General features: G+C 71.8%; 25 protein-coding genes. 4 read left to right on the forward strand and 21 right to left on the reverse strand.

Annotated elements, in window-relative coordinates; genetic code table 11:
* The 13 genes from AQJ67_RS17750 to AQJ67_RS17810 form a co-directional block, all read right to left on the reverse strand.
* Positions 1 to 511 (reverse strand): ABC transporter ATP-binding protein (locus tag AQJ67_RS17750; protein ID WP_244190484.1); only part of this gene is annotated, 511 nt, incomplete at its 3' end.
* A gap of 43 nt (positions 512 to 554) precedes the next feature.
* Positions 555 to 1,655: an aliphatic sulfonate ABC transporter substrate-binding protein gene (locus tag AQJ67_RS17755; RefSeq protein WP_062719801.1), complete on the reverse strand. Its 1,101-nt coding sequence runs from the start codon at positions 1,653 to 1,655 to the stop codon at positions 555 to 557.
* Positions 1,656 to 1,863: 208 nt separating this feature from the next.
* A complete protein-coding gene (locus AQJ67_RS17765; protein WP_062719803.1) occupies positions 1,864 to 3,198 on the reverse strand; it encodes a sulfate adenylyltransferase subunit 1 in 1,335 nt (444 codons plus the stop codon).
* A 2-nt stretch (positions 3,199 to 3,200) separates the two neighbouring features.
* On the reverse strand, positions 3,201 to 4,148 hold the full coding sequence (cysD, locus tag AQJ67_RS17770) for a sulfate adenylyltransferase subunit CysD (protein ID WP_062719806.1): 948 nt from the start codon (positions 4,146 to 4,148) through the stop codon (positions 3,201 to 3,203).
* Positions 4,145 to 4,732 carry an adenylyl-sulfate kinase gene (gene cysC / locus AQJ67_RS17775; RefSeq protein WP_079056007.1) on the reverse strand — a complete coding sequence of 196 codons (588 nt, stop codon included), beginning with the start codon at positions 4,730 to 4,732 and terminating at the stop codon, positions 4,145 to 4,147. Before cysC ends, cysD begins: the two co-directional genes overlap by 4 nt.
* Before the next feature lie 3 nt (positions 4,733 to 4,735).
* On the reverse strand, positions 4,736 to 5,446 hold the full coding sequence (locus AQJ67_RS17780; RefSeq protein WP_062719810.1) for a phosphoadenylyl-sulfate reductase: 711 nt from the start codon (positions 5,444 to 5,446) through the stop codon (positions 4,736 to 4,738).
* Positions 5,443 to 5,622, reverse strand: coding sequence for a hypothetical protein (locus tag AQJ67_RS17785; RefSeq protein WP_062719812.1), 180 nt, complete (start codon positions 5,620 to 5,622; stop codon positions 5,443 to 5,445). The genes AQJ67_RS17780 and AQJ67_RS17785 overlap by 4 nt, the downstream gene beginning before the upstream one ends.
* A 31-nt stretch (positions 5,623 to 5,653) precedes the next feature.
* Positions 5,654 to 7,351, reverse strand: coding sequence for a nitrite/sulfite reductase (locus AQJ67_RS17790; RefSeq protein ID WP_062719814.1), 1,698 nt, complete (start codon positions 7,349 to 7,351; stop codon positions 5,654 to 5,656).
* A 128-nt stretch (positions 7,352 to 7,479) separates the two neighbouring features.
* Entirely contained in the window at positions 7,480 to 7,563 is an 84-nt protein-coding gene (locus AQJ67_RS50435) for a putative leader peptide (RefSeq protein WP_310591794.1), read from the reverse strand.
* Positions 7,564 to 7,690: 127 nt separating this feature from the next.
* Entirely contained in the window at positions 7,691 to 8,263 is a 573-nt protein-coding gene (locus tag AQJ67_RS17795; protein WP_062720090.1) for a GNAT family N-acetyltransferase, read from the reverse strand.
* A gap of 71 nt (positions 8,264 to 8,334) precedes the next feature.
* Positions 8,335 to 9,624 carry a hypothetical protein gene (locus AQJ67_RS17800; protein WP_062719816.1) on the reverse strand — a complete coding sequence of 430 codons (1,290 nt, stop codon included), beginning with the start codon at positions 9,622 to 9,624 and terminating at the stop codon, positions 8,335 to 8,337.
* A gap of 158 nt (positions 9,625 to 9,782) precedes the next feature.
* Positions 9,783 to 11,069, reverse strand: a complete 1,287-nt coding sequence (locus AQJ67_RS17805; RefSeq protein ID WP_062719818.1) for a GAF domain-containing protein — start codon at positions 11,067 to 11,069, stop codon at positions 9,783 to 9,785.
* 331 nt (positions 11,070 to 11,400) lie between these two features.
* Positions 11,401 to 13,035 carry an acyl-CoA dehydrogenase family protein gene (locus AQJ67_RS17810; RefSeq protein ID WP_062719820.1) on the reverse strand — a complete coding sequence of 545 codons (1,635 nt, stop codon included), beginning with the start codon at positions 13,033 to 13,035 and terminating at the stop codon, positions 11,401 to 11,403.
* A 135-nt stretch (positions 13,036 to 13,170) separates the two neighbouring features.
* On the opposite strand from AQJ67_RS17810, the gene AQJ67_RS17815 reads away from it, so the two are divergent.
* Positions 13,171 to 14,316 (forward strand): YihY/virulence factor BrkB family protein, encoded by a 1,146-nt coding sequence (locus tag AQJ67_RS17815; RefSeq protein WP_079056021.1) that lies wholly within the window; start codon positions 13,171 to 13,173, stop codon positions 14,314 to 14,316.
* 23 nt (positions 14,317 to 14,339) lie between these two features.
* Here AQJ67_RS17815 and AQJ67_RS17820 read toward each other — a convergent pair whose 3' ends face one another.
* Positions 14,340 to 15,191 (reverse strand): Rossmann-fold NAD(P)-binding domain-containing protein, encoded by an 852-nt coding sequence (locus AQJ67_RS17820; protein ID WP_062719824.1) that lies wholly within the window; start codon positions 15,189 to 15,191, stop codon positions 14,340 to 14,342.
* Between the two features lie 80 nt (positions 15,192 to 15,271).
* Here AQJ67_RS17820 and AQJ67_RS17825 point away from each other — a divergent pair, with 80 nt between their 5' ends.
* Both AQJ67_RS17825 and AQJ67_RS17830 read left to right on the forward strand, forming a co-directional pair.
* Positions 15,272 to 16,210: an AraC family transcriptional regulator gene (locus AQJ67_RS17825; protein ID WP_062719826.1), complete on the forward strand. Its 939-nt coding sequence runs from the start codon at positions 15,272 to 15,274 to the stop codon at positions 16,208 to 16,210.
* Between the two features lie 59 nt (positions 16,211 to 16,269).
* Entirely contained in the window at positions 16,270 to 16,953 is a 684-nt protein-coding gene (locus AQJ67_RS17830) for a helix-turn-helix domain-containing protein (protein WP_062719828.1), read from the forward strand.
* Here AQJ67_RS17830 and AQJ67_RS17835 read toward each other — a convergent pair.
* From AQJ67_RS17835 to AQJ67_RS17845, 3 genes are all read right to left on the reverse strand, one after another.
* Positions 16,950 to 17,345 (reverse strand): VOC family protein, encoded by a 396-nt coding sequence (locus tag AQJ67_RS17835; protein WP_062719830.1) that lies wholly within the window; start codon positions 17,343 to 17,345, stop codon positions 16,950 to 16,952. The genes AQJ67_RS17830 and AQJ67_RS17835 overlap by 4 nt on opposite strands.
* Positions 17,346 to 17,415: 70 nt before the next feature.
* Entirely contained in the window at positions 17,416 to 18,048 is a 633-nt protein-coding gene (locus AQJ67_RS17840; protein WP_062719832.1) for a VOC family protein, read from the reverse strand.
* Positions 18,049 to 18,115: 67 nt separating this feature from the next.
* Entirely contained in the window at positions 18,116 to 19,141 is a 1,026-nt protein-coding gene (locus AQJ67_RS17845) for a DUF5954 family protein (RefSeq protein ID WP_062719834.1), read from the reverse strand.
* A 157-nt stretch (positions 19,142 to 19,298) separates the two neighbouring features.
* Here AQJ67_RS17845 and AQJ67_RS17850 point away from each other — a divergent pair, with 157 nt between their 5' ends.
* Positions 19,299 to 19,946 (forward strand): ThuA domain-containing protein, encoded by a 648-nt coding sequence (locus tag AQJ67_RS17850; RefSeq protein WP_062719836.1) that lies wholly within the window; start codon positions 19,299 to 19,301, stop codon positions 19,944 to 19,946.
* Here AQJ67_RS17850 and AQJ67_RS17855 read toward each other — a convergent pair.
* The 4 genes from AQJ67_RS17855 to AQJ67_RS17870 form a co-directional block, all read right to left on the reverse strand.
* Entirely contained in the window at positions 19,921 to 20,850 is a 930-nt protein-coding gene (locus tag AQJ67_RS17855) for an aminoglycoside phosphotransferase family protein (protein WP_062719838.1), read from the reverse strand. The two genes, AQJ67_RS17850 and AQJ67_RS17855, sit on opposite strands and share 26 nt — an antisense overlap.
* Before the next feature lie 46 nt (positions 20,851 to 20,896).
* Positions 20,897 to 22,054 carry a ferritin-like domain-containing protein gene (locus AQJ67_RS17860; protein WP_062719840.1) on the reverse strand — a complete coding sequence of 386 codons (1,158 nt, stop codon included), beginning with the start codon at positions 22,052 to 22,054 and terminating at the stop codon, positions 20,897 to 20,899.
* A 189-nt stretch (positions 22,055 to 22,243) separates the two neighbouring features.
* A complete protein-coding gene (locus AQJ67_RS17865) occupies positions 22,244 to 22,708 on the reverse strand; it encodes an SRPBCC family protein (RefSeq protein ID WP_107122916.1) in 465 nt (154 codons plus the stop codon).
* A 313-nt stretch (positions 22,709 to 23,021) separates the two neighbouring features.
* Positions 23,022 to 24,074 (reverse strand): LacI family DNA-binding transcriptional regulator, encoded by a 1,053-nt coding sequence (locus AQJ67_RS17870; protein WP_062719842.1) that lies wholly within the window; start codon positions 24,072 to 24,074, stop codon positions 23,022 to 23,024.
* Between the last annotated feature and the right edge of the window lie 96 nt (positions 24,075 to 24,170).

Consider the following 24,170-nt stretch of genomic DNA (forward strand, 5'->3'; position numbering starts at 1 on the left):
CCGCGAACGGCTCGTCCATCAGCAGCAGCCGGCTGTCCTGCGCCAGCGCCCGCGCCATGGCGACCCGCTGCCGCATCCCACCCGACAGCTCGTGCACCCGCTTGCCGTACGCGCCCTTCAGCCGGACCAGTTCGAGCAGCTCCTCGGCCCGCTCGCGCCGCTCGGCCTTGGCGACCCCCCTGAGCTTGAGGGCGAGTTCGATGTTCTTGCCCGCGGTCAGCCACGGGAACAGCGCGTGCTCCTGGAACATCAGCGCCGGCCGGCCGTCGGTCGTGATGCTGCCCGCGCTGGGCCTGTCCAGCCCGGCGACCAGGTTCAGCAGCGTCGACTTGCCGCAGCCGGACGCCCCGAGGAGGGTGACGAACTCGCCGGGAGCGACATCGAGCGTGATGTCGTCCAGGACGAGCTGCTGTCCGGCGGGGCCGGCGAAGGACTTCGAAACGTGGTCGATACGCGCGGCGTGCTCCACGGACGCATCCGTGTCGGCGGCCTTGGCGAGGGCGGTAGCCATGGTCGTCACCTCCTGGGGAACTCGCTCAATCCGGAAACGGGACTTACTCGACGCCGAGCCCGGCGTCGTCGACCTCGGGTTCGCCCTCGGCCTTGAGGACCCTGTTCAGCGGTGTCAGGTCGTAGATGCCGGTCAGGTCAGGCTTCTGCAGCAGGCCCGCCTCGACCGCGTGCTTCGCCTCGGTGTCGAGCGTGGCCGCCAGCGGGTCGTCGGTGACCTGGATGGACTGCCACGCCGGGTCGAGCACGGCGGCCGGCAGCGCCTTGCCGGTGTCGGCCTTCAGCTGCGCGTTCGCCGCGGCCTTCGCCTTCTCCGGGTTGTCGTCGATCCACCGGTTGGTCCGCACGGAGGCGCGCAGTACGGCCTCGACTGCCTCGGGGTGTTCCTTGAGGAAGTCCTGCCGCACGATGACGTTCGTGATCACGAACTTCTTGTCCGGCCACAGGTCGGCCTCGTCCAGCAGCACCTTGCCGCCCTCGGCGACCAGCTTCGACGCCGTCGGCTCCGGCACCCACGCGCCGTCGATCGAGCCCGACTTGTAGGCGTCCGGCGTGATCTTGTTGTCCGTACGGACGACGGACACATCGCCCTTGCCGCTCTCCGCGTCGACCTTCCAGCCCTGCTCGGAGACCCAGTTGAGGAATGCCACGTCCTGGGTGTTGCCGAGCTGCGGCGTGGCGATCTTCTTGCCCTTGACGTCCTTCAGGGACTTGATCTTGTCCGGGTCGACGACGAGCTTCACGCCGCCCGAGGCCGAACCGGAGACGATCCGCAGGTTGGTGCCGTTCGACTTGAGGTAGCCGTTGATGGCGGGGGAGGGGCCGATCCAGCCGATGTCGATGGACTGGGAGTTCAGCGCCTCGATCTCCGACGGCCCCGCGTTGAACGTGGCGTACTCCGCCGTCGTGCCGCCCAGCTCCTTCTGGAACAGCCCCTCGTGCCGCCCGACCAGCGCCGTGGCGTGCGTGAGGTTCCCGAAGTAGCCGATCCGCACCGAGTCCAGACCGTCGACCTTGGCCGCCCCGGCGACGGCGTGCTCCGTGTTCTCCTTGGCCTGGGAGCCGTAGCCGCAGGCCGCGAGGGCCAGCAGCGGCAGCGCGGCCAGGACCGCGAACGTCCGTCGCAGGGCGGGAGTGGCAGGCACGGGAGGTGTTCCTCTCGGTGGCCCGGCGTCACGCCCGTGTCAGGTCGTGGCCGGGAAGTCGGCGGGTTCGTGCGCGGCGGCGCGCATACGGTGCACGCGGGTCAGCGCACACATCGCGCCACTCCGCCCTGCCCGCTGCCCAGGGCGCCGCTGCCGACGCGGCCGCCCTCCTTCGCGAACGTGGAGTAGACGTCGTGGGCCAACATGATCAGAAGTCCCACCCGTCGTCCTCGGCCTCGTCCTTGACCGGCTCAGGCGAGGCGAACGACTCGCCGACCATGCCCGCGGTGAGCGTGGTGCCGTCGTTCGGGTCGATCAGGATGAACGATCCTGTGCGGCGCGAGTCGGCGTAGGAGTCGACCGGCAGCGGCTCGGCGGTACGGATCTTCACCCGGCCGATGTCGTTGGCGACGAGCTGCCCGGGGTGCGGGTGCAGGGACAGGTCGTCCAGCGTGAGCCGGGACGGGATGTCCTTGACGATCGCCTTGACCGTGCGGGTGCCGTGCTTCAGCAGCACCCGGTGACCGACGGTCAGCGGCGCGTCGGCGACATGGCAGACCGTCGCCTCGATGTCCTGCGTGGTCGGGGGCGCGTCCTTGGTCGGCACGATCAGGTCGCCGCGCGAGATGTCGATGTCGTCCTCAAGCAGGAGGGTCACCGACTGCGTGGTCCACGCGATGTCGACCGGCTCGCCCAGCAGGTCGATGCCGGAGATCGTCGACGTACGGCCGGACGGCAGCACGGTCACCGACTCGCCGACCCGGAACGAACCGGCGGCGATCTGACCGGCGTAACCCCGGTAGTCGGGGAGCTCGGCGGTCTGCGGCCGGATCACGTACTGCACGGGCAGCCGGGCGTGGCAGTGGCTCAGGTCGTGGGTGACCGGGACCGTCTCCAGGTGCTCCAGGAAGGTCGGCCCGCCGTACCAGTCCATGTTCGCGGACGGGTCCACCACGTTGTCGCCGGCCAGCGCCGAGATCGGGATCGCGGTGATCTCCGGGACGCCCAGCTCCAGCGCGTACGCCGTGAACTCCTCGGCGATCGCGGCGAACACGGACTCCTGGTAGTCGACCAGGTCCATCTTGTTCACGGCGAGCACGACGTGCGGCACCCGCAGCAGGGCCGCGATGGCCGCGTGCCGGCGGGTCTGCTCGACGACGCCGTTGCGGGCGTCGACCAGGATCACCGTCAGCTCGGCCGTCGACGCGCCCGTCACCATGTTGCGGGTGTACTGCACATGCCCGGGGGTGTCGGCGAGGATGAACCGGCGGCGCGGCGTCGCGAAGTAGCGGTACGCCACGTCGATCGTGATGCCCTGCTCGCGCTCGGCCCGCAGACCGTCCGTCAGCAGCGCCAGGTCGGGCGCCTCCTGGCCGCGGTTGCGGGAGGCGTGCTCGACGGCCTCCAGCTGGTCGGCGAGGACTGACTTGGAGTCGTGCAGCAGCCGGCCGACCAGGGTGGACTTGCCGTCGTCGACGGAGCCCGCGGTGGCGAACCGCAGCAGGGTGGTGGCCGAGAGCTCCTCGGTCGTGATCGTGCTCATGCTTAGAAGTACCCCTCGCGCTTACGGTCTTCCATCGCGGCCTCGGAGAGCTTGTCGTCGGCGCGGGTGGCGCCGCGCTCGGTGAGCCGGGACGCGGCGATCTCGGCGATGACCTGCTCCAGCGTCACCGCGTCGGAGTCGACGGCGCCCGTGCAGGACATGTCACCGACGGTCCGGTACCGGATCAGCCGCTTCTCGACGGTCTCGCCGTCCTTGGGCCCGCCCCACTCGCCCGCCGTCAGCCACATGCCGCTGCGGGCGAACACGTCACGCTCGTGCGCGAAGTAGATCTGCGGAAGCTCGATGCCCTCGCGGGCGATGTACTGCCACACGTCCAGCTCGGTCCAGTTGGACAGCGGGAACACACGGACGTGCTCACCGGGCGCGTGCCGGCCGTTGTACAGGTTCCACAGCTCGGGCCGCTGGCGGCGCGGGTCCCACTGCGAGAACTCGTCCCGCAGGCTGAACACCCGCTCCTTGGCGCGCGCCTTCTCCTCGTCGCGCCGCCCGCCGCCGAAGACCGCGTCGAACTTCTCGCTCTGGATCTTCTCCGTCAGCGGCACCGTCTGCAACGGGTTGCGCGTGCCGTCCGGGCGCTCCTTGAGCACACCCCGGTCGATGTAGTCCTGCACCGACGCGACATGCAGCCGCAGGTTGTGCTTCTCGACCGTACGGTCGCGGTACTCGATCACCTCGGGGAAGTTGTGCCCCGTGTCGACGTGCAGCAGCGTGAACGGCACCGGCGCCGGCGCGAACGCCTTCAGCGCCAGGTGCAGCATGACGATGGAGTCCTTGCCGCCGGAGAACAGGATCACCGGCCGCTCGAACTCGCCCGCCACCTCACGGAAGATGTGGACGGCCTCGGACTCCAGCGAGTCCAGGTGGGAGAGGGCGTACGGGGAGTCCGTACCGTCCTCGCCCCCCTTGACCGTGGCAACGGTCGTCGTCATGCCAGTCCCCTCTCGGTGAGCAGCGCGTGGACCGCGCCCGCGGATTCCTGGACGGTCTGGTTCTGCGACTCGATGCGCAGATCGGGCGACTCGGGCGCCTCGTACGGGTCGTCGACGCCGGTCAGACCGCTCAGCTCGCCCGCGGCCTGCTTGGCGTAAAGACCCTTCACATCGCGTACGGAGCACACCTCGACCGGAGTCGCCACGTGCACCTCCAGGTACGGCGACCCGTTCTCCTGGTGGCGCTTGCGCACCGCGTCACGGCTGTCGGCGTAGGGCGCGATCACTGGGACGAGCGCCGTCACGCCGTTACGGGCGAGCAGTTCGGCGAGGAAGCCGATGCGCTGCACGTTGGTGTGCCGGTCCTCACGGCTGAAGCCGAGGCCCGCCGAGATGAACTCGCGGATCTCGTCGCCGTCGAGCACCTCGACGCGGTGGCCCTCCTCGCGGAGCCGGCCGGCCAGTTCGTAGGCGATGGTGGTCTTGCCGGCGCTGGGCAGACCCGTGAGCCAGACGGTGGCTCCGCTCGTCACGTGGTTCTCCAAATTCGCAGAAGGCGTGGGAAACGCAGAAGACTCGGTCATGGGTCAGCCGTGCAGCCCGCACTCGGTCTTGGCGCGGCCCGCCCAGCGCCCGGCGCGGGCGTCCTCGCCCTCAAGGACCCGGCGGGTGCAGGGGGCGCAGCCGACGGAGGCGTAGCCGTCCATCAGCAGCGGGTTGGTGAGGACGCCGTGCTCGGTGACGTAGGCGTCGACGTCGTCCTGCGTCCAGCGGGCGATCGGGGAGATCTTGACCTTCTGCCGCTTCTCGTCCCAGCTGACGACCGGGGTGTTCGCCCGGGTCGGGGACTCGTCGCGGCGCAGTCCGGTCGCCCAGGCCACATAGTCCTTCAGGCCCCGCTCCAGCGGCTCGACCTTGCGCAGCTTGCAGCACAGGTCGGGGTCGCGGTCGTGCAGCTTGGGCCCGTACTCGGCGTCCTGCTCGGCGACCGTCTGGCGCGGGGTGAGGGTGATGACGTTGACGTCCATCACGGCCTCGACCGCGTCCCGGGTGCCGATGGTCTCCTCGAAGTGGTAGCCGGTGTCGAGGAACACGACGTCGACGCCGGGCATCGCACGGGAGGCGAGATGGGCGACCACCGCGTCCTCCATCGACGAGGTCACGCAGAAGCGCTTGCCGAAGGTGCCGACCGCCCACTGGAGGATCTCCAGCGCGGAGGCGTCCTCCAGGTCACGGCCCGCCTGCTCGGCGAGCGCCTTCAGATCGTCGGTCGTGCGCTCTTCCTGAAGCGTCGTCATATCTGTTCTCCCCCTGCGTCGTTGTGCTGAAGGCCCTGGGCGAGCAGCCCGAGGAACTTCAACTGGAATGCGCGGTTGCACGCCGCGCATTCCCACGCGCCGTGACCCTGCTCGCTGGGACGGAGGTCCTCGTCACCGCAGTAGGGGCAGTAGAAGGGGGCGGCCCGCTCGCTCATGACCCCTCCTTTCGCTGTCGTTCGCTGACGCTCACGACAGTGCCTCCTCGGAGGCGCGCGAGGCCCAGGCGGCGAACCGCTCGCCGTCCTCACGCTCGTCCTGGAAGCGCTTCAGCACGCGCTCGACGTAGTCGGGCAGCTCGTCGGAGGTGACCTTCAGACCACGCACCTTGCGGCCGAAGCCGGCCTCCAGGCCCAGCGCGCCACCGAGGTGCACCTGGTAGCCCTCGACCTGCTCGCCCTGCTCGTTGAGGACCAGCTGACCCTTGAGACCGATGTCCGCCACCTGGATACGGGCACAGGCGTTCGGGCAGCCGTTGAGGTTGATGGTGATCGGCTCGTCGAACTCCGGGATGCGGCGCTCGAGTTCGTCGATCAGCTGGGAGCCGCGCGCCTTGGTCTCGACGATGGCGAGCTTGCAGTACTCGATGCCGGTGCAGGCCATGGTGCCGCGCCGGAACGGGGACGGCTTGGCCGTCAGGTCCAGCGCCTCCAGGGCCTCGACCAGCGGCTCGACCTGCGCCTCCTCGACATCGAGGACGATCATCTTCTGCTCGACGGTGGTCCGGACCCGGCCCGAGCCGTGCGCCTCCGCGACCTCGGCGATCTTCGTGAGCGTGGCGCCGTCGACGCGGCCGACGCGCGGCGCGAAACCGACGTAGTAGCGGCCGTCCTTCTGCCGGTGCACACCGACGTGGTCGCGCCAGCGGCCCGAGGGGTCGGCGGGCGCGGGGCCGTCGACCATCTTGCGCTTGAGGTAGTCGTCCTCCAGGACCTGGCGGAACTTCTCCGGGCCCCAGTCGGCGACGAGGAACTTCAGACGGGCGCGCGTCCGCAGCCGCCGGTAGCCCCAGTCACGGAAGATGCCGACCACTCCGGCCCACACCTCCGGCACCTCGGCCAGCGGCACCCAGGCGCCGAGCCGGACACCGAGCTTGGGGTTGGTGGACAGGCCGCCGCCGACCCACAGGTCGAAGCCGGGGCCGTGCTCGGGGTGCTCGACACCGACGAAGGCGATGTCGTTGATCTCGTGGACCACGTCCAGCAGCGGGGAGCCGGAGATCGCCGTCTTGAACTTGCGCGGCAGGTTGGAGAACTCCTTGCTGCCGATGTACCGCTCGTGGATCTCGTCGATCGCCCAGGTGCCGTCGACGATCTCGTCCTCGGCGATCCCGGCGACCGGGGAGCCGATGACCACACGCGGGCAGTCGCCGCAGGCCTCGGTGGTGGACAGCCCGACCGCCTCCAGGCGGTTCCAGATCTCCGGCACGTCCTCGATGCGGATCCAGTGCAGCTGGATGTTCTGCCGGTCGGTGATGTCCGCGCTGCCCCGCGCGAACTCCTCGGAGATCTCACCGATCACCCGCAGCTGCTGGGTGGTGAGGCGGCCGCCGTCGATGCGCACCCGCAGCATGAAGTACTTGTCGTCCAGCTCCTCCGGCTCCAGGATCGCGGTCTTGCCGCCGTCGATCCCGGGCTTGCGCTGGGTGTACAGACCCCACCAGCGCATACGACCGCGCAGGTCGTTGGGGTCGATCGAGTCGAAGCCCCGCTTGGAGTAGATCGTCTCAATGCGTGTCCGCACATTGAGACCGTCGTCGTCCTTCTTGAACTGTTCGTTGCCGTTCAGCGGGGTGTGGTGCCCCGCGGCCCACTGACCCTCACCGCGGTGACGGCTCACCTTGCGGCGGGGAGTCGCGGCGGCAGGTTTCTGCGGGGTGGCGGCCATGGTTGATACGTCCTTCGGGACAGGCGGGAATTCGGCTCTGACCTGCGCATACGGGCGCATGGGTATAGGTGCGCGTCATTGCGCGGGAATGAAGCGACAAGAGAGAGATGTCGGGCGCTGCGGGGCTGTCAGCGCGCCGGACAGATGGCGCTGGACATGCGGCCGAGGTCGACGTGCCGCCGACTCACCAAGGCAATTCCAGTTCCGGACATGACGGAAGCGTGTCACGGCGATCTGGACAGAGTCCAGCTTCGTCCAAGATGCGGACACCCTTGTCCCGGAGGGTGAGACAAGGGTGGTGTCGGTCACATGGCCCGTATCGGACCGTTTCTCCCCAGCTCAGCCAGGGTAAGCGCCGGACCACGGACCGGGCGTGGCCACCACGGCCTCCTCCTCGACCTTGGTGTCGAAGAGCTTGAAGCCGCGCCGCAGGTAGTTGTCCATGGCGTGTTCCCCGTCCTTGCTGCACGTGTGCAGCCAGACCCGCTTCGTCTGCGCCAGCCCCGGCCAGCGCTCCGCGAGATCCCAGGCGCGGGCCGCGCCGTACGAGAGCAGATGACCTCCGATACGGCGGCCGCGGAAGGCCGGAATCAGCCCGAAGTACTCGATCTCCACGACCCCGTCGTCCTGCGGGCTCAGCTCCACGTACCCGGCCGGGGTCCCCCGGTCGTAGGCGACCCACGTCTCGACACCCGGACGCTCCAGATGCGCCTGCCACTGCGCGTACGTCCAGCGCAGCCGGTCCACCCAGAGGATGTCGCCGCCCACGGACGCGTACAGGAACCGGCTGAACTCGGGGGAGGGCACCTCGGAGCGGACGATCCGTACGTCGCCCTCCGGGGCCTGGGCCGGGAGGAGGTCGGTGGGTGCGGTCTGTTCCAGGGACCAGGTGGTCACGGCGATGTTGGGCATGTCGGTCAGGGAATCATCCGGGCGGCCGATCTGTCGATCGGCGTCCACGCCGGCCGGCGCCGGCCGGGCGGTTACCCCAGCGCCCGCTCGATCGACGTCAGCGGTACGGCGAACAGTGCCCGGCCCGACTGGGACCAGACCTCGCCGGTCGCCTCCCAGTACGACAGCGGGCCGGCCTGGACACCCCAGCAGCGGGGCGCGTCCTCGGAACCGCAGCGGGTCGCCTCGGCGCCGTCCGTGTCCTGGCGCCACAGGCTGCCCTGCCGGTCGGTGGAGCCCGGGGCGCGGCTGACGTACCAGTCGGAGCGGTCCGTCCCGGCGGACGGGTGCGACAGGACACCCGCGATGCCGGAGGCCTCCGTCTCGTACGCCTCGACCGCCGAGGCGGATCCGGTGGCGTCCGTGGAGAGCAGACCGGGGCGGGCCGGGTCCTTGCTGAAGTCGTAGCGCCACAGACGGGCGTGCCGGTCGCTGTCGGCGCCGGTCCACTCGCTCGCGACCAGGCTGTCGGGCGCCGTGGCCCGGTCGAGGGAGATGCCGCCGAGCGCGGGGGCGATGCTTCCGCCGGTCAGCCGGTACGAGCCGACGGCCGGCAGGACGAAGCGGTAACCGTGCGCCGACCAGCCTTCCTCGACGCGGCCCACCGCGGGGCTGTCCACCGTGGTGCGCTGGACGCGGTTCATGTCGTACACGTACAGGCCGTCGCCCGCGGTGACCAGCAGCTTGTCCTGGTACCAGACCATGCCGGAGAGACGGGAGGTCAGCGCGCGGTAGTCGCGTCCGCCGTCCACCGGGACGACGAGGAGGGCCGACGCGTACCTCAGGCGGCTCAGGTCGCCCGCGTCGACGAAGGCGATCCGGGCGAGACCGCGGTCGGCGGAGCCCTGGCTCCAGCCGGAGAGCAGCACCCGGTGGTCGTTCCACCAGCCGTCGTCGTCGGCGTCGCCCGAGGTGGTGACCGCGCCCGCCCGCCAGCTCCGGGTGTCGGCGGCGTCCCAGCAGTACGCGCGGGTGGCCGCCGGCGCGACCGGCAGCGCCGTGCGCTCGTCGGCCGTACAGCCGGACGCGGTGCGCAGACTGCGGTCGGCGGTCTCCAGGACGGCGCCGACACCGACCGGCCTGCCCATCCCGGAGGAGAGCTCGTCGAGGGTGGCCTGCGGGACCAGCTGCTCCTGGAGCCGCAGTGCGCGGGTCTCCGCCGCCCTGGTGAGGGGCTCCAGCGCGCCGGGGTTGTCGCCGACCGTGGCCTGTGACGCGCTGATCATCGTGGCGGCGGCGGTGAGCGCGAGGGCGGTTCCGGCGAGGAACGCGCGCGCCGCGCGGCCCTGCTTGCGTCGACGATGTCTGCCGCGGTGCTTCATCACAACCTCCCGAGGCGGGCCAACTGCGGCTATTGGTCCGTGCGTTGACCAAAGGAGCAGGTGGGGCGGCCCGTACAGGGATGCTACGGCAGTTGGGCACGGTTGCGGACTAAGACCCTGCAAATATGCGGAAGATGCACTCCCCGGGACGTCCGGAGTCAGGGCACGTCGGCCGAGATCCGCCCCCGCGCCACCGCGGGTGCCGTCGAGTGCGGCAGCAGATCGCGCGGGTCGTCCGGCAGCAGCACCTCGACCTCCGCGTCCTCGCGGAAGCGGTACGGCCGATGTTCAAGGAAGGCCCCCAGGTAACGCCGTACCCGGGACATCTCCGCGCGCACCGTCACCGTACGGCCCGCGTCCCCGAACACGTCCTCGGCCAGCCCCGCGGCGCTGCGGCCGGACCGGTGCAGCGCCAGCAGGTACAGCAACTCCGCGTGCCGGGGACTCAGTTCATGGCTCCAGGAGCCCGCGCCGCCGGACACCGTCACCGACCAGCGGCGCGGCTGGGTCAGGTCCAGCGCGATCCGTGTCGCGGCCGGAACCTGCTCCTCCGAGGCCCGCAGCAGCCAGCCGCCCGCCAGCGGCTCCACCGAGCACAGGCCCAGCGGCGGCAGCCACCGCCGGCCCGGCGACAGCGACTTGGGCAGCGCGATCCGATGCGTGTACGGCATCCCGGACACCGCGGCCGTCCAGCCGTCCCGGTCCACCACCAGCGCCCGGTCGGGCAGCCGCGCCAGCAGCGGCGCCGCCACCGCGCGCAACCGCTCCAGCGAGGTCAGATGCAGCTCCCGCAGCCGGGCCTCGGCGAGCTTGGCCACCGAGTCGACCCAGGCGAGCGTCGCCGGATGCATGGTCTCCAGCGGCCCACTGACGTCCACTACGCCGATCAGCCTGCCGTCCCGGGGATCCGTGATGGGGGCACCGGTACAGGTCCAGGAGGTCTGCGAGCGCTGGAAGTGCTCGGAGGCGAAGACCTGCACGGGCCGGCGCACGACCGCCGGGGTGCCCACGCCGTTCGTGCCGACGACGCTTTCGCGCCAGTCGGCGCCGAGTTCGAAGCCCAGGTTGTCCGCCTTACGCAGCACGGAGGAGTTGCCCTCCCGCCACAGCACCCGGCCGTCGTCGTCGGCGACGACCATGATGTGGTGGGCGACGTCCGCGACCGACAGCAGGCCCTCGCGCAGCACCGGCAGCACATGTCTGAGCGCGGTGTCCTCCCGGCGCCGCTGCACCTCCTCGCGGGTCAGCAGCCCGGACCGGACGTCGTGGTCCGGGTCGACGCCGCTGCGCAGCATGCGTGACCAGGACTGCTCGATCACCGGGCGCGGCGCGAGGGGCGCGCGCCGGCCGGAGAGCGTGGCGGCGCGGACCTCGCTGAGTACTCGCGCCGCCCGCGCCGCGTCCACGACCGCCAGCTGCGTCACGTCCGTCGGCGAGTGCGCCAAGGGTCCTCTCCGTTCGGGTGTGTCCTGACCGTGTGTCTCATAGTGCCGCCCGCCGCTCGCGGAGGCACACACTCCGCACACAGACGCCAACAAGTTGCAACCCCTTGCAACCCTGGTGGACTGGCTCTGGCCTGGTTGAAACTTGAGCAACGCCGTCCCGAGCGGCGTTCGCGGCCTCGAACGGGCCATGGTGGGGGTGGTGCCGTGTCGGCGCAGCACCACCCCCTACCTCCGGCGGTTGAGCAGGGCGCCTCAGGTGGGTGCCGGGGTGGGTTTCGTTTGCGGCTGCGGGTGCGTCGTGGCTGGTCGCGCAGTTCCCAGCGCCCCTCGGTCAGGCCTGCGGCCTTGACCGGGTCACCACTGAACGCAGGTTCAGCGTCGAGGGCAGGGTGCCGAAGGTGGATCCTCCGTCGGTGCCCAGGCGGGAGGCGCAGAAGGTGTCCGCTACCTCTGGGGGAGCGAAGCGGACCAGTAGGGAGGCCTGGAGGACCAGGGCCAGGCGCTCTGTCAGTCGCCGGGCCCGTCCCTCGATGTGCTCCAGGTCGGCCAGTTCCGTCAGGAGGGCCTTGATCGCCGCGTCGAGGCGGTGGTCGGCGCCGCGGGCCTTGCCCACCTCCTGGAGGTAGGCGTTGAGGGCAGCCGGCTCGCGCTGCAGGGCGCGGAGGACGTCCAGGGCCTGGACGTTGCCGGCGCCCTCCCAGATCGAGTTCAGCGGGGACTCACGGACCAGGCGGGGCATGCCGGAGTCCTCGACGTAGCCGTTGCCGCCCAGGCATTCGGAGGCCTCGACCGTGAGGGGCGTGCAGCGCTTGGTCACCCAGTACTTGGCGGTCGGCACCGCGATCCGCAGCAGGGCGCGCTCCTGTTCGCCGCCGTCGTCGTAGGCGGCGGCGAGGCGCAGCGCGAGGACGGTCGCCGCCTCGGACTCGACGGCCAGGTCGGCCAGGACGTTGCGCATCAGGGGCTGGTCGACGAGCTTCCCGCCGAACGCCTCGCGGTGGGCGCAGTGGTGGACCGCCTGCGCGACGGCCTGCCGCATCAGGCCCGCCGAGCCGAGGACACAGTCCAGGCGGGTCGCCGCCACCATCTCGATGATGGTGCGCACCCCGCGGCCCTCCTCACCGACCCGGCGCGCCCAGGTCCCGTCGAACTCGACCTCGGCGGAGGCGTTGGAGCGGTTGCCCAGCTTGTTCTTGAGACGCTGGATCAGGAAGACGTTGCGGCTGCCGTCCTCCAGCACGCGCGGGACGAGGAAGCAGGTCAGCCCCGCGGGCGCCTGCGCGAGAACCAGGAAGCCGTCCGACATCGGCGCCGAGCAGAACCACTTGTGGCCGGTCAGAGTGTACGTGCCGGCCTCCGCGAGCGGGGTGGCGGCCGTCGTGTTGGCGCGTACGTCGCTGCCGCCCTGCTTCTCCGTCATGCCCATCCCGAACAGGGCACCGGCTTTGTGCCCGGCGGGCCGCAGCTCACGGTCGTAGATCATGGACGTCAGCCGCGGCTCCCACTCGGCGGCGAGGGCGGGATCCGTGCGCAGGGCGGGGACGGCGGCATGGGTCATGGACAGCGGGCAGCCGTTGCCGGCCTCGACCTGGGTCCACAGGACGAAGGCCGCCGCCCGTCGGACGTGGCCGCCGGGCCGCCCCCAGGCCGCGGTCAGCCCCGCAGCGACGCCCTTGCCGAGCAGCCGGTGCCAGGCCGGATGGAAGTCGACCTCGTCGACCCGGTGGCCGTAGCGGTCATGGGTGCGCAGCGTCGGCGGGTGCTCGTTGGCCAGCACTCCCCACTCCTGCACCTGCGCCGACCCGCAGGTCTTCCCGAGCGCCGCCAGCTCGCCCCGGACCTCGTCCAGCAGCTCCGGGTCGAGATGCCGTTCGACGGCTTCGCTCAGGGCCCGGTCGGAGGTGTAGGCGTCGTACCCGACAAGGGGCGGGGGCTGGTTGGTCACGGTGTGCGTGCTGCCTGCCATGGCTGTGAACCTATCCCTCCATAAGGCGTCGGTCTCCACCGTGACACGGCACCGGCGCGCGGGATCGGACAGGCCGTGAACATCGGACCCGGCGCCGCGGTGAGTGCGCCCCCGCACGGCGGATACCTTTGGTTCGTGCAGCCAGCAAGCGAATCGTCCCCTCAGCAGCCCTCCGGGCGTCTCCACCGGGCGCGTGTCCTCTACCGGAACGTCTCGAAGCGCAGGACCGCCTGGCTGTTGATCAAGGACACCGTCAACTCCTGCATCGAGTACCGCATCCTGGGCCTCGCCGCCGAGGCCGCGTTCTTCACGCTGCTGTCGGTGCCGCCGCTGCTGCTCAGCATGATCGGCCTCCTCGGCTACGTCGACGACTGGACCGGCACCGACACCATCAGCAGCCTGGAGGCCAACCTCATCGAGGCCTCGCGCACCGTCCTGTCCGACAAGGGCGTCCGCCAGATCGCCCAGCCGATCCTGGACGACGTGATGCACGGCGGCCGCCCCGACGTCATCTCCGTCGGCTTCCTGTTCGCCCTGTGGTCGGGGTCGCGCGCGGTGAACGTCTTCATAGACACGATCACCGTGATGTACGGCCTCGACGGCGTCCGCGGCATCGTCAAGACCCGGCTGGTGGCGTTCCTGCTGTTCATCGCGGCTCTGCTGATCGGCTCGGTGGCGCTGCCGCTGATGGTGGCGGGACCGGACGCGGTGGTACGGATCGTGCCGTGGTCGGAGACCTTGGTGCAGGTCCTGTACTGGCCGGTCGTGATCGTCCTGTCGATCGCGTTCCTGACGACGCTGTACCACGTGTCCGTGCCGGTCCGCTCGCCCTGGATCGAGGACGTGCCCGGCGCGCTGGTCGCCCTCGGCATGTGGGTGCTGGGCAGCTTCCTGCTGCGCATCTACCTGACGAACACGATCGAGGGCGCGTCGATCTACGGCTCCCTCGCCGCCGCCGTCGCCGTGATGCTGTGGATCGGTGTGTCCGCGTTCGCCGTGCTCGTCGGGGCCGCGGTCAACGCCGCGATCGACCGGGTCTGGCCGGCCGCCGCGACGGCCGCGGCCCGCGCCGCGAACGAACGCCTGCGCGAGGCCCAGGTCGCCGAGTACGTCGCCCGGGCCGCCGCGGCCCACGACCACGACCCCGAGGACCCGGACATGCCGTCCGAGTTCCCCGAACGCTGGACCCGCTTCCTCCCCCCGGAGGACGTCACCTCGCGGCTGCGCACCCACGCCAAGAGCACCCACCACCACCCACCGCACAAGCCCGAGGACTCCTAGGGCTTGTGCGGCCGCGCGTCCGCTCAGGCCTTCCACGCCCCCGCCGCCGCGGCCTCCCGCGCGAAGTCGGCGAAGTCGCGCGGCGCCCGGCCCACTACCTCCCGGACGTCGTCCGTGACATGGGCGTTGCGGCCGTCCATGAGGGTGTCGAAGACCTCGGTCAGAAGCTCGACCTCCTCGGGCGGCACCCCGAAACCGGCCAGGGCCTCGCCGTAGGACCGGGTCGGGACCGGTGTGTACGTGATCGTGCCGCCCGTCGCCCCGGAGATCTCCGCGACCGCCTCCCGCCACGACAGCAGCCGCGGCCCGGTCAGCTCCAGCGTCCGCCCCACATAGCGGTCACCGGACGTCAGCACCGCCGTCACCACGTCCGCGATGTCCCGCACGTCGACGAACGGCTCCCGCACCTCGCCCGCCGGGAACACCAGCTCCCCGTGGACCATCCCCTCCACCAGCGGCCCCTCGCTGAAGTTCTGCGAGAACCACGACGCCCGTACGATCGTCCAGTCCGCGCCGGACGACGTCAGCGCCTCCTCGGTCGGCAACGCCTGGTCCTCACCGCGCGCCGACAGCAGCACCAGCCGCCGCACCCCGAGCCCGACCGCCTCCCGCGCCAGCGCCCCGACGCCCTCCGCCGCCGCCGGGGAACCCACGTCCGACGGGTACATCAGATACGCCGCGTCCGCGTCCCGCAACGTCTGCGCCCATGTCGTCGGGTCCTCCCAGTCGAAGCCCCGCGCCCGGGAAGCGGCCCGTACCGCGAGCCCCGCCCCGCGCGCCGCTTCCGCCACCCGGCTGCCCGTACGACCCGAGGCCCCGGTCACCACTACCGTCATCCGCTGCGTGTTCGCCGTTCCGGCTGCGTTCTGCGTCATGCCTCCAGTCAACGGCCGTGCGCCCCAACAGCCCATCGCTGAACGGCTCATTCCCATGCGCGGCCGTCTACGCTGACGCCATGGACGCCCTTGCCGGCCTGCTGGAGGGCCCACGCGCGCGTGGCGCCTTCATGATCCGCGCGTGCTTCGAACCGCCCTGGTCCATCCGCGTCGAGGACCGCGCCCCGCTCACCGTCATGGTCATGGTCCGCGGCGAGGCCTGGGTCGTCCCGGACAGGGGCGAGCAGATCCGGCTGCGCCCCGGCGACCTCGCCGTCGCCCGCGGCCCCGACCCCTACACCTGCGCCGACGACCCCGGCACCGCGCCCCAGGCCCTGATCCTCCCGGGCGCCGAGTGCCGCTACCCCGACGGGCGCTCCCTCAACGGCTCGATGGACCTGGGCGTGCGCACGTGGGGTGATCGGCTCGACGGGTCGGCCGTGATGCTGATCGGAACCTATCTGTGGCAGGGCGAGATCAGCGGGCGGCTGCTGAATGCCTTGCCGCCGCTGCTGTGCCTCCCGGCCGACGTGTGGGACTGCCCGCTCACGCCGTACCTCATGGAGGAGATCGTCCGCGACGAGCCCGGGCAGGAGGTCGTCCTGGACCGGCTGCTCGACCTGCTGGTCATCGCCGCGCTCCGGGCCTGGTTCTCCCGTCCCGAGGCGGCGGCCCCGGCCTGGTACCGGGCCATGGCCGACCCGGTCGTCGGCCGGGTGCTGCGGCTGATCCAAGACGATCCGGCCCACCCGTGGACGGTGGCCTCGCTGGCCGGCAAGGCGGGGGTGTCGCGGGCGGCGCTGGCCCGGCGGTTCACGGAGCTGGTGGGGGAGCCGCCGATGACGTATCTCACGGGGTGGCGGCTGGGGCTTGCGGCGGACGCGTTGCGGGACACCGGGGACACGTTGGATGCCATCGCCCGGCGGGTTGGCTACGGGGGCGCGTTCGCGTTGTCCAGTGCGTTCAAGAGGGTTTACGGGGTGAGTCCGCAGGACTATCGGGCTCGGGTCGTGGGATAGAGCGGGTTCGCCGTGGGAGTGCGTGTGGTGGGCGGGGCGCGCCACGTAGCCTCGTCCGTATGTACGCGGAGTGGGCCTCACGGTTGCCTGGTGCCGTGATGTGGACGAACACGCCTGGTGGACCCGGCGCGGGGCGGGTGCTGCCCGACGGGTGCATGGATCTGCTCTGGAACGACGGGCGGCTCCTTGTGGCCGGGCCCGACACGCGGGCGTACGTCACCGAGGGCGCGCCGCGTACCTGGGTGGGGCTGCGCTTCGGGCCGGGGACCGCGCCCGCCTTCTTCGGGGCGCCGGCGTACGAACTGCGCGACCGGCGGGTGGAGTTGACCGAGCTGTGGCCCGCGGCGGAGGTGCGACGGCTGCAAGGGCGTGTCGCGGCGGCCGCCGACCCCGCGACGGCGCTCGAAGAGGTCGCACTGGAACGCGCGACCCCGTCGGACCCCCTGCTGGACAGGCTGGTCGGAGCCCTCCACGCCGGCCGTCCGGTCGCCGCCACCGCCGACGAACTCGGCCTCGGCGCACGCCAGTTGCACCGCAGATCGCTCACCGCCTTCGGGTACGGCCCCAAGACGCTCGCCCGGATCCTGCGGCTGCAACGGGCTCTCGCGCTGGCCCGGGAGGGCGTCGGCTTCGCCGAGACGGCCGTTCGGGCGGGGTTCGCCGACCAGGCTCATCTGGCCCGGGACGTCAAGGAACTCACGGGACTGCCGCTCGGTCAGCTACTCGGCCGGCGTGGCGGTTAGGGCCCTAGGGGCGCGAACAGGTCGACGCCGTTGCCGTCCGGGTCGTGTACGGAGGCGTACCGCTGGCCCCAGAAGGCGTCCCACGGCTTGAGCTCGCCGTGGTAGCCGGCGTCGACCAGGTCCTCGTACACCGCGTCGACCTCCGTCGGATCGTCGCAGCGCATCGCCAGGGCGTGACGGCCGCCGCCGCTGGGCGGCTGCCACTGCGGGAGGAAGGACCGCACCGTCGCCTCGGTGTCCAGCAGCAGGCGCAGTCCGCCCGGGAGTTCGGCCTCGGTGTGGGGCTCGTCCTCGGCACCGTCGGGGAAGGCGAAGCCCAGGCGGCGGTAGAAGGCGACCGAGGCGGCCATGTCGGAGACGACCAGGCCGATGGCGTCGAATCGTGGAGTCATGCGGCCACCGTAGGCAGCCGGTCGGCGGCCGGTCTTGAAGGAATCGGACGTCTTTCGGACATCTAGAGCCCTAGTGGAACGTGACCGGACCCCGCGGTGTGTCCACCGTGAACGAGATGCCCACCGGGCCCGTCGTGAGGTCGAGGTCCGTGCCGAGTGCCGACAGCAGGGGGCGGATCTCGGCCGGGTCGGGGGCGCTCGCGGACAGGGAGAGCAGGGGGGTGACCGGCAGGTCGGAGGCGGTGGGGTGGACCGTGGCGCTCCAGTCGATGAGGAAGGGGACGAGGCCGGACGGGTGGGCGTCGTCGCCGTCGGTGAGCCGCCACCGGAGCAGGGTGCCGTCGGGTCTGCGGCGGCTCATCGTCTGCGCCGCGCCGGGGTCGTATCCCTGGGCCCGGGCGGCCTCGATGGCCTCGTCCAGGTCGGGCGGGCTGATCGCCCAGGTCACCGTGCGCGGGGCGGTGAGTCCGTCGACCTCGAAGGGGCGGGGCTGCCCGGGCGCGGACTGCTCGGGATCCGGGCCGATGATCTCCAGATAGCTCGCGCCGCCCAGCGACACCAGGTAGTTGCGGGTGCCGAGCCCGATGTGCACGCCGCCCGGGGCGGGGGTCACGCCGGTGCGTCGGGCGAAGCCGGCGACCGTGGCGGACAGGTCGGGGGTCGCGAGGACGAGATGGTCCAGGAGCGCGGGAATGGCGTTCATCGCAGCCGAGGCTACGCAGAGCGGCGCGCCATATGGAACACCTGTGCGCCGGACGGTGGGCGTCGGGTCACTCGTCGTAGACGAGCGTGCCGTCGTCGAGCAGCGTCGGATGGATCTTCATGGGGCCGTAGTCGTCCCTGTCCGAGGGGCGCGGGGTCTCCGGGCCGTCCGGGCCCATACGAAGCAGGCGCTCGGTACGGCAGATCCGGAAGACGCGGCCCTCTACCCGGGCCTCGTCGGCGCGTTCGCGCGACCGGAACTCCTCGGCGGCCTTCGCGTACACGGCCTTCCTCGCGTCGTCGAACCGGTACAGCATGGGCCACATCTCGCCCAGCGCGTCGTACAGCACCCGCCGGGCGTCATGCGGGGTGGACTGGAGGGCGAGGGCCGGCTCCCAGCCGGTGCGTTCCCGTTCGACCACGCCGAAGCAGGTCGGCAGCAGCACGATCGTCGGATGCGAGAGCACCGCCCGTTCCGAGTCGCGCCGCACCAGGGCCGGGAACCGGATGCCCTGATACGCGAAGCCTCGCAGCGCCGCCCGCAGGGCGCCGGCCATCGGGCCGTCGTCGAGGGGATCGGGGTCGAGGACGAAGTCCAGGTCGGGGGAGGGGACGTGGTCGGCGCGCGGGTCCCAGGTCCGTTCGGCGGGCTCCGGGTCGGTGGGCCGGGGCGGCTCCAGCCCGTTCCGGTCGTCGCAGCGCGTGAACTCGTCCCCGCGCACGATCCGGTACCGCACCCCGCACGCCACGACCTCGTTCACCGGCTCCCGGCTCAACACGTCCACGGCGGCCAGCAGTTCACGCCGTACGGCCGGATCGTCGGTGTCGTCCTTCGCGCGGAACCACAGATAGGTGTTCAGCGCGTCCCGGCACATCTGCGGCATGCCGTTCACGACCGGCTGCAACACCCGCCACTCGGGCCCCACCGCCGGATCCTGCACGGCGACCCCGAACACCGGCCCCCGCAGGGCGAACCCGGGATACTGCAGAGAGGCGTCCACCGCGTCGGCCTCCCGCACCCAGGCGGCGGGGTCGTCACGCCGGACCAACTCCTCGTGGAGCGCGTGGATCTGTTGCTGCCAGTCATGGTTCATGCACGCATTGTCGCGGGGTGCCCTCTGCCCTTGTGGGTGAACCGGCCCAACAAACCGGGTTGTTGGACCCGTCGGCGCCGCTGCCGCGTGGGATCCGAAATTTTCGGACCACTTGCGGCAGTGGGCCCGTCCGCCCAGGTCACCTAGGCTCGGCAGCATGCCCGCACGACTCCTCGTCCACACCCGGACCACCGGCTACCGGCACGCGTCCATCCCGGCCGGCGTCGAAGCCGTACGCACCCTCGCCGACTTCGAGGTTGACCACACCGAGGACCCGACAGCCCTCGACCGGCCCCTGGACGGATACGCCGCCGTCGTCTTCCTCTCCACCAGCGGGGAGGTGCTCACCCCGACCGGGCGCGAGCGGCTCGCCGCCTACGTCGAGGCGGGCGGCGGCTTCGTCGGGGTGCACGCGGCGGCCTGCACCGAGTACGACTGGCCGTACTACGGCGAGCTGCTCGGCGCCCGGTTCGACCGGCACCCCGAGTACCAGCCGGGCAAGGCGCTCGTCGAGGACCACGAGCACCCGGCCACCCGGCACCTGCCCGCCGTATGGGACTTCGTCGACGAGTGGTACGACTTCCGCAGCAACCCCCGGGGCGCGGTACGGGTGTTGGTCAGCGCCGACGAGTCCTCGTACGACGGCGGCGGCATGGGCGAGGACCATCCGCTGGCGTGGTGCCGTGAGCAGGGAGCCGGGCGCGTCTTCTACACGGCCCTCGGCCACGCCGCCGAGGCCTACGACGACCCCGACTTCCGCGCCCACCTCCTCGGCGGCATCAACTGGGCGGCGAAGTCGGCCTAGCGACGAGACGGGCCGGCGTGGCGCGGCCGGGCGGGCCCCAGGTGGGCTTGCCACCGGGGCGGCCCTGGACTCCGGCCTCCCCGATGAGGAGGCCGGCGATGGCCTTGGCGGCCGCCCAGCCGCGGGCCCGGCGCAGGGTCGCGGCGTCCGGCGTCGGCTCGTAGGCGGCGAAGAAGCGGTCGGCCGCGCCGTCGGGCAGCAGAAGCCAGGCGCCGGAGAGATCGTAGGCCGGATCGCCCGGGCAGAGGTCACCGAAGTCGATCACGCCGCTGAAGGTGCCGTGCGCGGTGCCGACGTTGGCCGGGTGCAGATCGGCGTGCGGCCACAGCGGCGGCCCCGCCCACTCGGGCGCGGCGACGGCGTCCTTCCAGACCGCGCGCACGGCGTCCGGGTCGGGGATCAGCCCCATCGCGGTGGCGGCGTCCAGCTGCCCGGTGAACCCAGCGGAGTGGTCGGCCGGCGGACCGCCACGGTGGCTGCGGCTGACGGGCGCCCCCGCGGGGGCGGGACGGTGAAGGGCCGTCAGGAACGCGGCCGGCGCGTCGGCGGAGGACTCGGCGTCGGTGGCGGGGGCGCGGTCGGCGGGCTCGCCCCGCACCCAGGTGGTGACGATCCAGGGCCGCGGAAACCGCTCGGAGGCGTGGCCGAGGCGCTGCGGGACCGGGATGGGCAGCGGCAGGTGCGGGGCCAGCGCGGGCAGCCAGGTGTGTTCGTTGTGCAGCAGCACGTCCGCGGACTCGGTCACCCAGGGCAGACGGACGGCGAGTTCGTCGCCGAGCCGCCACAGCCGGTTGTCCCAGCCGCGCGCGCCGAGCCGCACGGGGCGGTCGGCGAGATCGGGGTGCTGCTCATTCAGCAGCTCCCGGACCAACTCGGCGGTGATCTCGATCGGGGTGTGCGTCATGCGGATCAACGGTGGCCGTGAGCACGTTCACGGCCACCGGCATGCGTCAGGAGACCACAGGCCGCTTGCGGAGCGCGCGGAACTGGGGGCCGTAGGTGCCGGGGACGTAGCGGTTCGGGGTCTCCATCAGTTCCACGGCGGGCCGCTCCAGACCGCGCATGGCGTGGATGGCCGCGTCCAGGGTGCGGTGACCGCCGCCCGCCCAGGCCGCGTCGAGGGTGTCCAGCACGGTGCTGTAGGTGGCGTCGAACTGGTACAGGAGCTGCCGCACCCGGGCCGGCGGATCGGGCCAGCCGCCTGCCGGGATCGGAGCCATGGGCCGTACGTCGGGGAAGGGCACGGGCGCGCCGACGTAACTCCAGCCCTGGTCGGTGCGGCGCAGCTCACGGCCGTGGTAGATCTCGCCGAAGGCGTAGTAGTGCGCCGGGTGGTCGTCCTCGAAGGAGGCCGACGGCGAGCTGCTCGTGCCCTCGCCCTGCTCCATGATGATCTCGACGGCCTGCTCGACGTGGTCGGGGGTGACGATCGGCGACAGGTCGTCGGAGAAGACGTACTGCGACAGCTGCCCCCGCGCCGACAGTTCCGGCCGCACCGTCCGGAACGCCCGCAGCAGCTCCTCGTAGAACTCGCCGACGGTGGGCGAGGCCTGCGCGCTGCGGACCAGCGACTCCTCGGGGGCCTCGATCGCCATCATCACATCGCGTACGTAGGCCTTGGTCAGGCCCGACAGGTAGACGGTCACGCCGGCCCGCACACCGCCCGGCAGCGGGCCGGGGTAGACCGGCGCCGCGGCCTTGATCTGCGGCCTTCCGCCCACGGCCACCAGCAGGTTGCAGACGATGCCGAGGTGGTACATCTCGTCGCCGACGATGCGCTGGATCAGCCGCGCGACCTCGCTGCGCCGGTCCTTCACGGACCACAGGCCGCAGAAGTACGGCGGGATGGTGGCGAGTTCGAGTCCCACGGCCACCTGAAGGGCCGACCTGATCCAGTTGACCCCGCGGCTGTCCGCGGGAACGGCCAGCAGCCGCGCCACGGATCCGAGGGCGGGCGCCGCGAGCGCACCGCCCGCCGCCGGCGCGGCGGCCTGCGCGGGACCGGCGGCCACGACGGCGGCCGGCGCGCCGCTCGCCAACGCGGCCGACGCCAGGAAACTCCTGCGCCTGAACGGGGCAACCGCCTGACTGTCCGGCTCTTCGCTCATACCCGTCCCTCTCGACTCTCGCCTCAGCTGATGGCCGTGGCCCCGCCTCGGCTCGATGCCCCGGGACCCTCGGACAGCTCGCGAAGCTAGCAATGATCAACGCCGCGACCAGGGCGGACGGGCCGGTCGGCGCATCAACCACCCTGTCGGGCCAACGTGATCAAGGTCGGCGCCGCGCGCCGGAACCGCTCAGTGGGCGTGGGTGCCTACGGCGCTGCCGTCGGCCTCGCGCACCGCGATGCGGGCGAGTTTCGTGAGCATCATGCCGTTGCGGATGCGGACGAGATAGTCGACGGGAAGCCCGTGCATCCGGATGCCGGGGCCGCGCAGGGCGTGCCAGTCCAGAGTGACGAGGGTGTTCTCGCCCCAGGGGATCAGCCGCATGGCGATCCGGGCCGCGCCGAAGGGATCCGCCTTCGCCTCCAGCTCCAGCCGGCGCTGCGGTTCGCAGATCCGCACGACGCAGGTGTCGTCGAGGACCAGCGGCCCCACCCCGACCCGGACCTGGAGCCGGGCGCCCACGTCGGGCCAGTGCGGGTCAGCCTCGAGGACCTGCTGCGTTCCCGACACCCACTCCCCGTAGCGATGGCCCTCGGACAGCAGCCCCCAGACCTGCGACGGCGAGCTCAGGATCAGACGGCGGTTACGGGCCACACCGACCACGCTCCTTCCGGACACTGCCGAGTTGCTCGACCTGGCGGTCCACCGGCCCCTCGACGCTAGGGCCTGTCCGGCGGATCAGCCCGGCGTCACGGGGCCCGGCCCGCCCCTCTGCCGCGTTGTCGTCAGTGACCGACGCCCCGCGTCGACCCCGTCCTCCGCCGTGCGGCAGCCCGCACCGGACCCCGCTCACCTGCGCTGACGAGGTGCCGTGCCGTGCGGCCGCCCTGGTCCGCCGGCCAGGCGCTCGCCGCGCACACGGCCCGGCATCCGTAACCGGGGCCCGCTCGGCCGACCAGGTGAAGCCTCAGCGGGACGGCGCGCGCGGCACGGCCGTGCTCGCCCGCTCCACCAGCCGCGTCGACAGCTCCGTCCGCGTGCTCTCCGGCCGCTCCCCGTCCATCATCCGCACCAGCAGGCGCAGCGCCGTCGCCGCCATCTCCGACAGCGGCTGACGGACCGTGGTCAGGGCCGGGGCGATCCAGCGGGCCTCCGGCAGATCGTCGAAGCCCACCACGCTCATGTCGTCCGGCACGCTCAGTCCCCGTTCCGCGAGCGCCTCGTAGACACCGAGGGCCATCCGGTCCGAGCAGACGAAGACGGCGGTCGGCGGTTCCGGCAGGTCGAGGAGTTCCAGCATCCGGCGCCGGGCGACCCCCTCGTCGAAGCTCGCGTGCCGGACGTACTCGGGACGGTGCCGCACCCCGGCCGACGCGAGCGCCGAGCGGTACCCGGCGACCCGGGCGGTGCTGCACATCTTGCGCTGGTGACCGGCGATGACCGCGATCCGCTCATGGCCGAGCGCCAGCAGGTGCTCGGCCGCCGTCACACCGCCGTGCCAGTTCGCCGCGCCCACCGACACCACGCCCGGCGGCGGCTCCAGCACCGGGTCGATCATCACGAACGGGATGCGGTGCTGCTCCAGCCAGGCGTACTGGGACGCCGTCAGCTCGGCCAGGTTGAACAGCACCCCGGACGAGCCGCGCGCGGTGAGCTTGTCCAGCCAGCCCCGCTCCGGGCGCCCGCCCCGCGTCCGGGTCAGCCCGGCCGAGACCACCACCTCGAGACCCGCGTCATGGGCCGCCGCCTCCACCCCGTGCAGCACCGCACCCGACCACGAGGTGTCCAGCGAGTGCACGACGAGGTCGACCAGGCCGGGTGTCTTCGCCGCGTCGAAGCGCGGCCTGCGGACATAGCCGAGCCGGTCCAGCGCCTCGGTGACCCGGCGGCGGGTCTCGGGGGCCACGTCCTCCCGGCCGTTGACCACCTTGGACGCGGTCGGCACCGACACCCCGGCCTCACGGGCCACGACGGCCAGGGTCGGTCCGGCGGTCACGCTCGCTCCGCCCGTACGGACCATCGGGAACCACCTCTCCGGCCCGCCCGAGGGCCATGAAAAGTTTCGACCAACGCGGCAACAGTAAGCGCTTCCTACCCTAGGTTCGCCGCACTGAGT

It is taken from the genome of Streptomyces caeruleatus (genome assembly GCF_001514235.1).
Lineage (GTDB): Bacteria > Actinomycetota > Actinomycetes > Streptomycetales > Streptomycetaceae > Streptomyces > Streptomyces caeruleatus.